Origin of the sequence: uncultured Microbacterium sp. (genome assembly GCF_913776565.1) — a bacterium.
Taxonomy (GTDB): domain Bacteria; phylum Actinomycetota; class Actinomycetes; order Actinomycetales; family Microbacteriaceae; genus Microbacterium.
Genome location: NZ_CAJYPF010000051.1, coordinates 15,080 through 28,601, shown reverse-complemented (window position 1 = coordinate 28,601; position 13,522 = coordinate 15,080). Strand labels below are relative to the sequence as shown.

Sequence of the window (13,522 nt, the reverse complement as noted above, 5' to 3'; positions counted from 1 at the left end):
CAGGTGGGGCACCAGTACACGTTGCGCTCACTCGTCGCCGAGGCGCCCAGGCTCGTCGCGCGGATGGGGGTGCCGCATCGTCGGCAGGGGGCGCCCTCGCGCCCGTAGACCCAGAACCGTCGACCGGGTCTGCTGTCACCGGTGAACGTCCGTTCCGGACGGGGCAGATTCGCGCGGATCATACGCTCGCCGAGAGCGATCGTCGCCTGCGCGTCGATCTCGGTGGCGGGGCGGGTGGGGGCGATACCGCGCACGAAGAGCAACTCGTTGGCGTACACGTTGCCGAACCCCGCGACGTTGCGCTGGTCCAGCAGGGCGACGTGCGCCGGACGGGTGTCCGCGGCCACCCGTCGTACCGCCTCGGCCTCGTCCCAGTCGTCGGCGAGCAGGTCGGGCCCGAGGTGACCGATCACGGTGTGCTCGTCGACGGTGCGCAGCACCTCGACCATCGCGAGATCGAAGCCGACGGCCTCGGCCCCGGTCACGCCGACGATCGCTCGGGCCTTGAAGGCCGCGCGCCGCCATCGCTCGCCCGGGCGGTAGACGTCCCACCGCCCCTCCATCTTGAGGTGCGAGTGCAGGGTGTATCCGCCGATGCGGTGCAGCAGGTGCTTGCCGCGCGCGGCGACCTCGTGCACGGTCTCGCCGCGCAGGTCGGCGGTGGCGCTGCCCGGCACCCGGATGTCGAAGCGCGTGACGACCTTCCCCGCGAGGGCGGCGTCGAGCTTCGCCGCGGCACGATAGACGGTGTCACCCTCAGGCACGGCTCACCGCCGTCGCGGGGGTCGGCGGGGACTCACGCGTCGGTGTCGACTCACGTTCCCGCGCGCGCGCAGGGGCCGGCGCGGTCTCACGCACGGGCGGCCTCTCTCAGCGTGTCGCCGGCGGTGAGCTTGCGCAGGGTCAGTCCCTTGGGGGACTCGACGAAGCCCGCCTCGCGCAAGGCGCGGCCCACGGCGGTGCCGTAGACGAACTCGCCGTTGACCTGCTCGACCGTCAGCGTGTCGAGCCGGCGCCGGCGCGCCGTCTCGGCCAGATGACGCGCCGAGGCCTGAAGGACCGCGTCGTCGTCGGTGAAGGCGAGGGCGCTGCGCCCCCCGCGCTCGAGGTAGAGGGCGAGCTCGCCGTCGACCAGCACCACCAGCCCACCGGCCTTGCGGCCCGGCCGATGGGTGACCCCCTCGATCGCGGGCCAGCCGAGAGCCGCCCCGTAGGGGTTGGCGGGGTCGGTGGCGGCGAGCGTGACGGTGCGCAGGGGCGGCGGGTCGGCGACCGCAGCGAACTCGCGTAGACGATCGACGGTCGCCGAGGCGGCGAACTGCGCGGCACCGAGCTTCTCGATCACGTACCCGCGGCGGCAGTGGCCGGCCTCTTCGAAGCCCGCGAGGATGCGGTACACCTGCGCGAAGCCGCCGGGGACCCCCTCGGACTGCACTGCCCCGCGCGTGACGACGCCGTACCGGTCGAGCAGCAGGCTCGCGGTCGCCGTGGCCCGGGCCGCGGGGTCGGGCTCGCGTGCGGGCAGGAGCGACCAGCGCCCGCCGAGCGAGGGAGGCCGCGGCGCCGACGTGGCGCGCGGCATCGCGGCCCCGCGGTACATCCGGGCGCGCGGCGCGCGACGTGCCACGCGATGCGACTGTCCGCCGCCGCTCAGAAGCGTGCGGACGGGGGCGAAGGTGTCGTTGGTGACGCGCCCGGCCCAGGTCAACGCCCACAGGGCATCGTTGACCGATTGCTCGTTCTCGGCACCGGCCAGCTGCTTCAACTGCGCGGCGAAGTACGCGCCGCCGCCCTCGAGAGCCGCGAGCAGGCGCGCCTCCAGGGAGTCGGGCGCCGGGTCGTCGGCATCGTCGGGGTCTTGAAGGGTGAAAGGCGCGGCCTCTGCGGGGTGCAGCGCGATCCACCCGTCTCGACCCGGGAGCGTGCCATGACCCGACCACACGACCTCGCCCGTCGCGGTCAACTCGTCGAGCAGGGCGGGGGAGTAGTCGGCCACGCGGGAGGGCAGCACGAGAGACTCCCACGCGCTCGCGGGGATGGGCACCCCCGCCAGCTGCTCGATCACGGCGAGCACCCCGTCGATGCCCTCGAGGGGGCGGCCGAGATGCTGCCACACCGGCAGGAAGCGTGCGTACGCGGCGGGCGGGACGGGCTCGACGCTGCCGCGGATCGCCGCGAGGGAGCGCATGCGCAAGCGGCGCAGCACCTCGACGTCGCACCACTCGGTGTCGTCGCCGCGTGCTCCCCCCGACGCCTCGGGCAGGAAGAAGCCGCTCGCCAGGCGCCCCTGCGACTCGAGCCGCTGCAGGGTGAGCCGCGCCACCGCGACGCCCACGCCGAGCCGCTGGGCCACGGCATCCGTCGTGAAGGGGGCGTGCGTGCGGGCGAAGCGCGCGACGAGGTCGCCGAGCGGATCGGCCAGGGGCTCGAGGAAGGCGTTCGGGATGCCGACGGGCAGCGCCGCGCCCAAGGCGTCGCGCAGACGCCCGGCGTCTTCGATGCCCGCCGTGCGCGCGACGCCCGCGATCGTGACGCGGATCGCCCGCCGCTCGTCGACGAGGGCCGCCAGATGCTGCTCGGCCTCGGCGAGGGCGTCGCCCTCGGTATCGAGCCGGGCGGCCACCTCGGCCGCGTCGAGCGGACCCAGGATGCGCAACAGGTCGGCCACGCCCTCGACGCCGCGCGCGCGGCGGTCCGGATCGAGGCGCTGGGCCTCGCGCTCGAACTGAGCGATGACGTCGGGGTCGAGCAGCTCGCGCATCTCGACCTTGCCGAGCAGCTCGCTCAACAGCGCCGGATCGACCGACAGGGCGGCCGCCCGCCGCTCGGCGAGGGGGGAATCGCCCTCGTACATGAACGCGCCGACGTAGCCGAACAGCAGATCCCGGGCGTAGGGAGAGGGCTGCGAGGTCGTGATCTCGACGAGCCGGATGCGGCGTTCGCCGATCTGTCGGGTCAGACGCAGCAGGGCGGGCAGGTCGTAGACGTCCTGCAGCACCTCGCGCAACGTCTCGAGGATGATCGGGAACGCCGGATGCCGCTTCGCGACCTCGAGCAGCTGGGCGGAGCGCTGTCGCTGCTGCCAGAGCGGGGACCGGCGGTTGGGGTTGAGGCGGGGCAGCAGCAGGGCGCGGGCCGCGCACTCGCGGAAGCGCGAGGCGAACAGGGCCGAACCGCCGACCTCGTCGGCGACGATCTGCTCGAGCTCGTCGGGCTCGAAGACGAAGAGGTCGGCGCCGGGCGGCTCGGCCGCGGCGTCGGGCACGCGCGCGATGATGCCGTCGTCACTGGCGACCGCGGCGCCCTCGACGCCGAGCCGCTCGCGGATGCGGGCGTTGACGGCCAGGGCCCACGGGGAGTGCACCTGCATGCCGTAGGGCGAGTGCAGGATGATGCGCCAGTCGCCGACCTCGTCGCGGCTGCGCTCGACCGTGAGGGTCTTGTCGGTGGGCAGGCTGCCCGTCGCTTCGCGCTGCTCGGCCAGATAGGCCAGCAGATTGGTGATCGCGTTGTCGTCCAGTCCGGACTCGCGCAGCCGTTCCTCGGCCTTGGCGCGGTCGGCGCCCGCCAGATCGCGCGAGAACTTGCCCAGCGCCTCGCCGAGCTCGGCCGGGCGGCCGATGCCGTCGCCGTGCCAGAAGGGGAGTTTGCCCGGCTGACCGAACGCGGGGACGACGTTGACCCGATCGTGGGTGATCTCGACGATGCGCCAACTGGTGGTGCCGAGGGTGAACACGTCGTTGACGCGGGATTCGTAGACCATCTCTTCGTCGAGCTCGCCGACGCGCGCGTTCTGCGATTCGCCCGCGACGAAGACGCCGAACAGCCCGCGGTCGGGAATGGTGCCGCCGCTGGTGACCGCGACGCGCTGGGCGCCGGGGCGACCGGTGAGCGTCCCGGCGTCGCGATCCCACACCAGGCGCGGACGCAGTTCGGCGAACTCGTCGGAGGGGTAGCGGCCGGCGAGCAGGTCGAGGGTCGCCTCGTACGCCGAGCGGGGGAGGGAGCGGAAGGGCGCGCTGCGCTTGACCGTCTCGAACCACTCCTCGACGTCGATCGCCCCCAGCGCCGATGCCGCCACGGTCTGCTGGGCCAGGATGTCGAGCGGGTTCTGCGGCACCGAGATGGCCTCGATGCGGCCCGCGAGCATGCGCTCGGTGACGACCGCGGTGTGCAGGACGTCGCTGCGGTGCTTGGGGAACAGGGCCGCGCGGCTGACCTCGCCGACCTGGTGCCCCGCGCGTCCGACGCGCTGCAGCCCCGAGGCCGCGCTCGGCGGCGACTCGACCTGGATGACCAGATCGACCGAGCCCATGTCGATGCCGAGCTCGAGACTGCTCGTCGCGACCACGCAGCGGAGGAGCCCCGACTTGAGCTCGTCCTCGACCTGGGCGCGCTGCTCCTTCGACACCGAGCCGTGGTGCGCCTTCGCCAGGATCGCCGCGACGCCCGCCGAGGCCCCGGCTTGCGCCATGATGCCCGCGGGCACCGTCGGCTCGGGCACGTCGATGCCCACGCGTTCGGCGTAGATCTCGTTGAGGCGACCCGTCAGGCGCTCGGCGAGGCGCCGCGAGTTCGCGAACACGATCGTGGAGCGGCGCTGAAGGATGCGATCGACGATCGCCTCTTCGACGTGCGGCCACACCGATCCCGCCATCTCGGTGCTCTCGGGTCGCTCCGAGAACCACTCGCCGTCGCCGGCCTCGTCGGGAGCGGGCGAGCCGGGCGGCGGGGGAGGGTTGAGCATGTCGTCGACCGGGACGACGACCGACAGATCGAAGGCCTTGGTCGCCTTCGGGGCGACGATGTCGACGGGCTGCGACCCGCCGAGGAAGCGGGCGACCTCGTCGATGGGCCGGACCGTGGCCGACAGGCCGATGCGTTGGGCGGGGCTGTCCAGCAGGGCGTCGAGTCGCTCGAGGCTGACGGCCAGGTGCGCGCCGCGCTTGGTGGCGGCCACCGCGTGCACCTCGTCGATGATGACCGTGTGCACGCCGCGCAGCGTCTCGGCCGCCTGACTGGTCAGCATCAGATACAGCGATTCGGGTGTCGTGATGAGGATGTCGGGCGGATCGGTGACGAGCTTGCGCCGATCGCTCGAGCTGGTGTCGCCCGAGCGCACGCCCACCGTGACGTTCGGGACGTCGATGCCGAGTCGCCGTGCCGACTGACCGATGCCGACGAGCGGAGAGCGCAGGTTGCGCTCGACGTCGACGCCGAGGGCCTTCAGCGGCGAGATGTACAGGATGCGCGTGTTCGGTGCGGGTGCCTTGGCGGAGGTCGCCCGCGTGCCGCGTCTCTTCGGCGCGGCCTGCACGACCTCGGGCCCTTTCTCGCGGAACACGCGATCGATCGCGAACAGGAACGCCGACAGGGTCTTTCCCGAACCGGTCGGGGCGACGACGAGGGCGTTGCGGCCCGACGAGACGGACTCCCACGCGCCCTTCTGCGCGTTCGTCGGCGCGGAGAACGCGCCGCGGAACCAGTCCTGCGTCGCAGGACCGAACTTCTGCAGCACGTCGGCCATGTCGACATCCTCTCCCGGACCTCCGACATCGGGCCGCGGGTTGACGTTCGCCCGCCGCGATCAGGCGTGCGTGCGCGCGTCGAGATCCTCGAGTCGGACGTCGAGGAACGCGCGCACGTCGTCCAGCTCGTCCTGAGAGATCGAGTGGGTCAGCCCCGGGTACACGCGTCCGCTCAGCTCGCTGTGCGCGGGCAGCCACTGGGCCGTCGCATCGACCAGAGCGGCGGGGATGACGTCGTCCGCGGCGCCGCGGCCCCAGAACACCGGGGGGCGCTCCGCGGCCAGAACGGCGTCGCCGGGCAGCTCCCCGCCCGCGGCGTAGCCGGCCAGGACGACGGTGAACGCCACGGCCGCCGGGGCGACGCGGAGGGTCTGCAGCGCGACCGCGCCGCCCTGCGAGAAGCCGAGCAGTCCCACGGGCGCGGGGCCCACGGCATCCTGCACCCAGGACAGCACCGCGTGGGCGGCTGCCGTGACGGCGTCGGGGTCGCGACCGTCCAGACCCTCGATCGGGTACCACGACGCCCCCGGCATGGGCCACGGCGGGGCGAGGGGGGCGCGCACGCTCGCGATCGCGAAGCGCTCGGGAAGGTACGGCACGAGACCGAACAGGTCGTGTTCGTCGGAGCCGTAGCCGTGCAGCAGTACCAGCACCGGACGATCGCCGCGCTCGCTCGGCGGCACCGACCAGCGCACGACGGACGGGTCGAGGGACGGATGCGCGCTCATGCCGACATTGTCGCAAAGCCCTCCGACATCGGCGTCGGTTCGCATGATCCGCCCACGCCGCGCTCACGCATTGCGGGAGGTGCGCGCGGCATCCGGGGCAGACGTTGGTATACAAGGAGCATGCCCGTGCGCACACCCGACCCCGATCCCGGCGACAACGGCGACGAGCGCGAGTCGCTGTCGGCCTCGTTCTCGGGCGCGCAGCCCGGCCCCAACCCCAACCCGGGGTGGCTCAGCGAGGTCGAGCTGGCGGAGGCGCGCCGTCGCCTGCCGATGCTCTACGTCGAGGCGCTGCCGGTGCGCACCGATGGCATGGGAGCGGTGACGCAGGTCGGCATCCTGCTGCGCGCCACTCCGCTGGGCGAGATGACGCGCACCCTCGTCTCGGGCCGCGTGCGCTACGGCGAGACCGTCCGCGACGCCCTGTTCCGTCACCTCGAGAACGACCTCGGGCCCATGGCGTTCCCGCTGCTGCCGCCCCAGCCGACGCCCTTCACGGTGGCCGAGTACTTCCCCCTTCCCGGGGTCAGCGCCTTCCACGACGATCGTCAGCACGCGGTCTCGCTCGCGTACGTCGTGCCCGTCACGGGGACGTGCGAGCCGCGCCAGGACGCCCTCGAGGTGACCTGGTTGTCGCCGCAGGAGGCGGCATCCGATGCCCTCTCCGACGAGATGGAGGGCGGCCGCGGCACCCTGATCCGTCTCGCCCTGGCCTCGGTCGGCGCCTTGCGCTGACGGGTCCTCCCCAGCCGTTACGCACCCGTGGGCCGGCGACGGGGGCATTGCCCGCTGTCGCACCCCCTGCCTAGGGTCGGAGGATGCCGGATTCTCCCCTGGAACCCCTGACCCTGCCCCGCGACCTCGACGGGTGGCGCGCGTTCGCCGACGAACGGCCCCGCGACCTGCTCGACCGCGTCACCGCGATCGACCTGCGTCTCATCTCCGAGACCGAGCTGACGCTGCGCGAGCGCCTCTCCCTGTGGAACGAGGCCGACATCGCGCTCGCCGAGGCTGCCGCCCCGTCGCACCTGCTCAGCGAATCCCACCCCGACGAGGGCGTGCGCGACGCGGCCGAGAAGCAGGCGCAGCTCGTCGACGCGGTGCAGTCGCGCCGACTGCTCGACACGGCGCTCTGGGCCGTCTTCTCCGACGCCGACGACGCTGCACTCGACGCGGACGAGCAGCGGCTCCTCGCTCAGGTGCGTCGCGACTTCCGGCGCGGCGGCGTCGACCTCTCCGACGCCGAGCGCGAGCGCGTGCGGGAGCTCGCCGAGCGCGATACCACCCTGTCGCTGACCTTCTCACGCAACATCCGCGAGGGGCGCCGCGAGATCCGGGTCCCGGCGTCGTCGCTCGGGGGTCTGCCGGCCGACTTCCTCGACGCGCACCCCGCCGACGCCGAGGGCATGGTCACTCTCACCACCGAGTACACCGACCTCATGCCGGTCCGCGAGTACGCGAGCGACCGCGCGGTGCGGCACGCCCTCGTCGGCGCGTACAACGACCTGGCCTGGCCCGAGAACGAGGCGGTCCTCGCCGAACTCCTGGCCGTCCGTGCAGAGCGGGCGGCGCTGCTCGGCTACGGCGACTGGGCCGATTACGAGACCGAGACGCGCATGATCGGCTCCAGTGCCGCGGTCGCCTCGTTCCTCGATCAGGTGGCCGCGGCGGTGGGCCCGGCGGCGTCCGCGGAGTACGACCGCGTCCTCGCGCGCCTGCAGCGCGACGACCCCGACGCCGCGGCCGTCACGATCGCCGACTTCTGGTACGTCCTGGGCGCCCTCAAGCGCGAGGAGTACGACGTGGACGCGCAGCTCGTGCGCTCCTATTTCCGGTTCGACCGTGTGCTCGACGGTGTGCTCGCCACCACGGGCCGTCTGCTCGACGTCGAGTACGTCCCGGTCGCCGCGCCCTCGTGGCACGACGACGTGCGCACCTACGACGTGGTGCGCCGGGGCGAGCGCCTCGGGCGCATCCACCTCGACCTCCACCCGCGCGACGGCAAGTACAACCACGCGGCCTGCTTCGGGCTCGCGCCCGGCATCGCCGGACGCGCTCTTCCCGAGTCTGTGCTGCTGTGCAACTTCTCGCGCGGCCTGCTCGAGCACGACGAGGTCGTGACGTTCTTCCACGAGTTCGGGCACCTCGTCCACGACATCCTCGGCGGACATCAGAAGTGGGCGCGTTGGACGGGCGTGGCCACCGAGTGGGACTTCGTCGAAGCCCCCAGCCAGCTGCTCGAGGAATGGGCGTGGGATGCCGAGGCCCTGGCATCCTTCGCCCGTGACGACGACGGCGAGCCCATCCCCGCCGACCTCGTCGCGCGCATGCGCACTGCCGACGCCTTCGGGCGCGCGCTCGAGGTCACGCGCCAGCTCGGCCACGCGACCACCTCGTACCGTCTGCACGTCGAGCGCCCCGCCGATCTGCGTGAGGCGGTCGACGGCTACTATCGCGCCGCCAGTCCGATCACGCCCCTCGACGGCGCGCACTCCTACGCCGGATTCGGCCACCTGACGGGCTACGGTGCGTGCTACTACACCTACCAGTGGAGCCTTGTGATCGCCCGCGACCTGCTCTCCGCCTTCGCTAACGACCTCTTCGACGCCGACACGGCCACCCGGTACCGCCGCGAGATCCTCGAGCCCGGCGGCACCCGTGACGCACGTGACCTGGTCCGGTCGTTCCTCGGTCGCGAGAGCACGTTCGACGCCTACCGCCGCTGGCTCGCGGGGGAGTGAAACGACGAGGGCCGCGGCATCCGTCCCCGGATACCGCGGCCCTCGGTGCCGCCCTCGCCCCCCGGGGCCGGGTCAGGCGGTCGTCTCGCGCGCGATCGCCGCGACGAACGCGTCGATGTCGGACTCCGTGGTGTCGAACGAGCACATCCACCGCACCTCGCGGCGCAGCTCGTCCCAGTCGTAGAAGCGGAAGCTCTGACGCAGGCGATCGGCGACGCCGACCGGGAGGGTCGCGAAGACGCCGTTCGCCTGCGTGGGCTGGGTGAACTCGACGCCCTGGATCGATCCGTCCGCGAGGCCCGCCTCGACGCCCGCGCGCAGGCGTTGCGCCATGGCGTTGGAGTGCCGGGCGTTCTTCAGCCACAGGTCGTCCTCGAGCAGGGCGACCAGCTGCGCCGAGACGAAGCGCATCTTGCTCGACAGCTGCATGTCGAGCTTGCGCAGGTACGTCAGGCCGGTCGAGGCCTCGGGATCGAGCACGACGATCGCCTCGCCGATCATGGCGCCGTTCTTGGTGCCGCCGAAGCTGAGCACGTCGACGCCGGCGTCGCGGGTGAACGCCCGAAGTGGCACATCGAGGGCGGCGGCGGCATTGGAGATGCGCGCGCCGTCCATGTGCAGGCGCATGCCGTGTCCGTGCGCGTGCGCCGCGAGCTCGCGGATCTCGTCGACGCTGTAAAGCGTGCCGAGCTCGGTGGACTGGGTGATCGACACCACCAGCGGCTGCGCGCGGTGCTCGTCGCCCCAGCCCCACGCCTCGCGATCGACCAGTTCGGGGGTGAGCTTGCCGTCGTCGGTGGGCACGGTCAGCAGCTTGATGCCGCCCACGCGCTCGGGCGCTCCGCCCTCGTCGACATTGATGTGCGCGGTGGATGCCGAGATCACGGCCCCCCAGCGGGGGAGCATCGACTGCAGCCCGACGACGTTCGCGCCGGTGCCGTTGAAGACCGGATAGGCCTCGACGCCCTCGCCGAGCAGCGAGACGAAGAGCTCCTGCAGGCGGGCGGTGTAGACGTCTTCGCCGTACGCGACCTGGTGGCCTTCGTTGGCGGCGGCGATCGCGGCGAGGACGTCGGGGTGGATGCCGGAATAGTTGTCGGACGCGAAACCGCGCACCGACGCGTCATGGAGGGATGTCACCCGTCCAGCGTAACGATCGGCGAGGGCACGGCTCCTCCCCACCCGCACGTCCTCGGCCCTCCTCCCCGAGCGAGGCCGTTGCGCCGCCGGGTGTCGGTGGGCGCGGCGAGAATGAGGGGATGCACCTCGACCCCGAAGCGATCAGCATCGCCGACGAGATCTTCTCGGCGGGAGCCATGGCGCGCGCCGATCGGCTGCTGGTCTACGGCTCGGTCGAGGTGGGCGAGGTCAAGGCGTTCGACGGCGTCCTGGTCGTGTCGGCCCAGTCGTTCGGCGCCGCGGGCTATGAGCACCTCGAGCTGCGCGTGCGCGACGACCTCTCCCGGCTGTCGGGGTGGTGCTCGTGCGGCCGCGGACCGGAGTGCGAGCACTCGTGCGCCACGGCCATCGTGCTGTTCGACCGCATGATCTCGGCGGGCCGCCCGCCCAAGCCCGAGTGGCAGCGGTCGCTCGACGAGCTGCTGGCGCAGTCCCCATCGGTCGTCGACGAGCCGCCGGTCGATCTGTGTCTCTTCCTGTCCGTGCGTCGAGGCGGGGGACACGGGCGCAGCACCGCACTCACCCTCACCGCCCGCCCGGGCATGCGCGGTTCGCGCGGCACCTGGATCAAAGGACGCGCCGGTTGGTCCCAGGTCGCGGCCCTGCCCGCCGAGCCGCGCGCCCGCGCGGCGCTCGACAGCCTGGGGCGCATCGGGCGCTCCGGCAACGGCGCCTTCCTCTCGGACGAATGGATGCCGCTCGCGGCCGTCCCCCCGCATGCGCTCTGGCTGCAGCTCGAGACGGTCTCGGCCGCGGGGGTTCCGATCGTGTCGGGGTCCGGCGCCCACCATCCCGTCCACATCCCCGCCGAGGCGGGCGTCGCGGCCGTCGCGGTCGACCGCCGCGGATCCGCCCTGCACGTGAACGGCATCGCCGCCGGCCTCGACGACGAGCTCACCTCCTCCCCGGCGTGGGTGGTGGGAGACCCCGCCGTCGCCGTGGCCTATGTCGCCGACCGCGACGGCGACGACGAGCGCATCACCCTCGTGCGCCTCGCCGAGCCGGTGACCGGTCCCGTCCGTGGCCTGCTCGCGCGCACCGCGGCTCTCACGATCGACGACGGGGGCAGCGAGACGTTCCTGCGCGAGTACCTCCCGCGACTCCAGCTCGACGCCCCCGTCGTGTCGCCGCGGGGCACGGTCGTTCTGCCGCCCGTGCCGGTGCCGATCCTCGAGATCACGATCGACCATGCGAGCGAAGCCACGACGGTCTCGGTGCGGTGGGACCGGTCGGCTGCACGGGGCCGGCGGGACGCCGCCCACGAGGCGGGCGTGCTCGCCCAGGTCGCGACCGCGGCGCAGTCGCTGGGCGTCGAGGTGCCTCAGCCGTCCGCGTCGGGGTCGACACCTCCCCGGCGACTCGGCCCCGCCGAGGCGGCGATCCTGCTGGCCGAGGGCGTTCCGGCGCTGCGGGCGCTCGACCACGTGGTGGTCCGGGTGACCGGCGTCGACAGCCCCTTCCGCGCGGCGGTCGACGCCCCGAGCGTGCACCTGCACACCGGCGGCGACGACGGCAGCGACTGGTTCGACCTGCACGCGCGGGTGACGGTGGGCGAGCGAGAGGTCGACGCCGCCGCCCTCTACACCGCCCTCGCGGCGGGCGACCGCGTGCTCTTCCTCGGCGACGGCTCGTACGTGCGTCTGGACACCCCGGAGTTCGATCGGTTGCGACTGGTGATCGACGAGGCGCGCGCCCTCGTCGATCGCCCCGAGTCCGCCCTGCGGATCAACCGGTACAACGTGGGGCTCTGGGACGAACTCACCGAGATGGGGCTGCTCGCCGCGAACGAGGCCGAGTGGTGGTTGCGCGTGCGCGGCTTGACCGACGACGCGGCCATCGTCCCGGTCCCGCCTCCGTCGGGCTTGCGCGCGACCCTGCGCGACTATCAGCGCGTCGGTCTGGACTGGCTGCACTTCCTGCGCGTCCACGGGCTCGGCGGCATCCTCGCCGACGACATGGGACTCGGCAAGACGGTGCAGACCATCGCGATGATGCAGGCGGCCGTCGAGTCCGACGCCGACACGGCGCCGTTCCTCATCGTCGCCCCCACGAGTGTGGTCGGCAACTGGGCGCGAGAGTGCGCCCAGTTCGCCCCCGACCTGCGGGTGGTGACGGTGAGCGCCACCCAGAGTCGACGCGGCACGACGATCGCCGCCGCGGTCGAGGGGGCGAACGTCGTCGTGACGAGCTACGCGCTCCTGCGCCTCGAGCAGGAGCAGTACGCCGACGTCGAGTGGTCGGGCCTGGTTCTCGACGAGGCGCAGCAGATCAAGAACCCCGCCTCGCGCGGCTATCGGGCCGCGCGGTCGCTCCCGGCGCCCTTCCGCCTGGTCATCACGGGCACGCCGATGGAGAACAACCTGCTCGAGCTGTGGTCGTTGGTGTCCCTCGTCGCTCCCGGTCTGCTCGGCACCCGCGAGGCGTTCACCGCGCTGTACCGCACTCCGATCGAGAAGAACGGCGACGTCGCGCGCCTGGATCTGCTGCGGCGACGCATCCGGCCGTTCCTGCTACGGCGGACCAAAGAGCTCGTCGCCTCGGAGCTGCCCCCGAAGCAGGAGACGATCCTCGAGGTCACCCTGCACCCGACGCATCGCAAGCTCTACGACCGGCGGTTCCATCGCGAGCGGCAGCGACTGCTGGGTCTGCTGGACGACGCCGACGCCAACCGGTTCGCGATCTTCCGCTCGCTGACGATGCTGCGTCAGCTCGCGTTGGACCCCGCCCTCGTCGACGAGGGCGAGGCGCCGTCGGCCAAGCTCGACGCCCTCGCCGAACTGCTCGTCGAGGCCGCGGCCGAGGGGCACCGCGTCCTCGTTCTGAGCCAGTTCACCCGCTTCTTGCGCGCCGCCCGGGACCGCTGCGCCCAAGAGGGCATCCGCTCCGGCTACCTCGACGGCACCACGACGAACCGGCAGGACGAGATCGACCGTTTCCGCGACGGCGACGACCCCGCGTTCTTCGTCTCGCTCAAGGCCGGCGGGGTCGGTCTCAACCTGGTCGAGGCCGATTACGTCGTGCTGCTCGACCCGTGGTGGAATCCCGCGGTCGAAGCCCAGGCCATCGACCGCGCCCACCGCATCGGACAGACCCGGCCCGTGATCGTCTATCGACTCGTCGCCGCCGACACGGTCGAGCAGAAGGTCATCGCGCTGCGCGAGTCCAAGGCGGAGCTGTTCTCTCGCGTGCTCGACGGCGGCGAGGCGGGGGATTTCACCGGGGGCCCCCGGCTCACCGCGGCCGACATCCGGGGACTCATCGACTGAACCGCCCGCCCCGCCGGGGTGAGCGGTCCGCCCCGACGGGGGGCTGGCCGATGTCGGAGGTCCGGTCTAGCGTGACGTTC

The 13,522-nt window shown here is 72.6% G+C and carries 7 protein-coding genes; 3 read left to right on the top strand and 4 right to left on the bottom strand.

Annotated features, from left to right (window positions below):
* From QZ433_RS03270 to QZ433_RS03260, 3 genes are all read right to left on the bottom strand, one after another.
* On the bottom strand, nucleotides 1-764 hold a 764-nt coding region (locus tag QZ433_RS03270; protein WP_295779993.1), incomplete at its 3' end, for a DNA-formamidopyrimidine glycosylase family protein.
* An 86-nt stretch (nucleotides 765-850) separates the two neighbouring features.
* Nucleotides 851-5,527: an ATP-dependent helicase gene (locus QZ433_RS03265; protein WP_295779992.1), complete on the bottom strand. Its 4,677-nt coding sequence runs from the start codon at nucleotides 5,525-5,527 to the stop codon at nucleotides 851-853.
* Nucleotides 5,528-5,587: 60 nt separating this feature from the next.
* Entirely contained in the window at nucleotides 5,588-6,256 is a 669-nt protein-coding gene (locus QZ433_RS03260; protein WP_295779991.1) for an alpha/beta fold hydrolase, read from the bottom strand.
* A gap of 120 nt (nucleotides 6,257-6,376) precedes the next feature.
* Between QZ433_RS03260 and QZ433_RS03255 the strand changes: the two genes are divergently transcribed.
* Both QZ433_RS03255 and QZ433_RS03250 read left to right on the top strand, forming a co-directional pair.
* Nucleotides 6,377-6,991 carry an NUDIX hydrolase family protein gene (locus QZ433_RS03255; protein WP_295779990.1) on the top strand — a complete coding sequence of 205 codons (615 nt, stop codon included), beginning with the start codon at nucleotides 6,377-6,379 and terminating at the stop codon, nucleotides 6,989-6,991.
* Nucleotides 6,992-7,074: 83 nt separating this feature from the next.
* Complete coding sequence (locus QZ433_RS03250) at nucleotides 7,075-8,997, top strand: M3 family metallopeptidase (RefSeq protein WP_295779989.1); 1,923 nt, start codon at nucleotides 7,075-7,077, stop codon at nucleotides 8,995-8,997.
* Nucleotides 8,998-9,069: 72 nt separating this feature from the next.
* Here QZ433_RS03250 and QZ433_RS03245 read toward each other — a convergent pair whose 3' ends face one another.
* Nucleotides 9,070-10,137: a low specificity L-threonine aldolase gene (locus QZ433_RS03245; protein WP_295779988.1), complete on the bottom strand. Its 1,068-nt coding sequence runs from the start codon at nucleotides 10,135-10,137 to the stop codon at nucleotides 9,070-9,072.
* Nucleotides 10,138-10,256: 119 nt separating this feature from the next.
* Between QZ433_RS03245 and QZ433_RS03240 the strand changes: the two genes are divergently transcribed.
* A complete protein-coding gene (locus QZ433_RS03240; protein WP_295779987.1) occupies nucleotides 10,257-13,442 on the top strand; it encodes a DEAD/DEAH box helicase in 3,186 nt (1,061 codons plus the stop codon).
* Nucleotides 13,443-13,522: the final 80 nt, after the last annotated feature.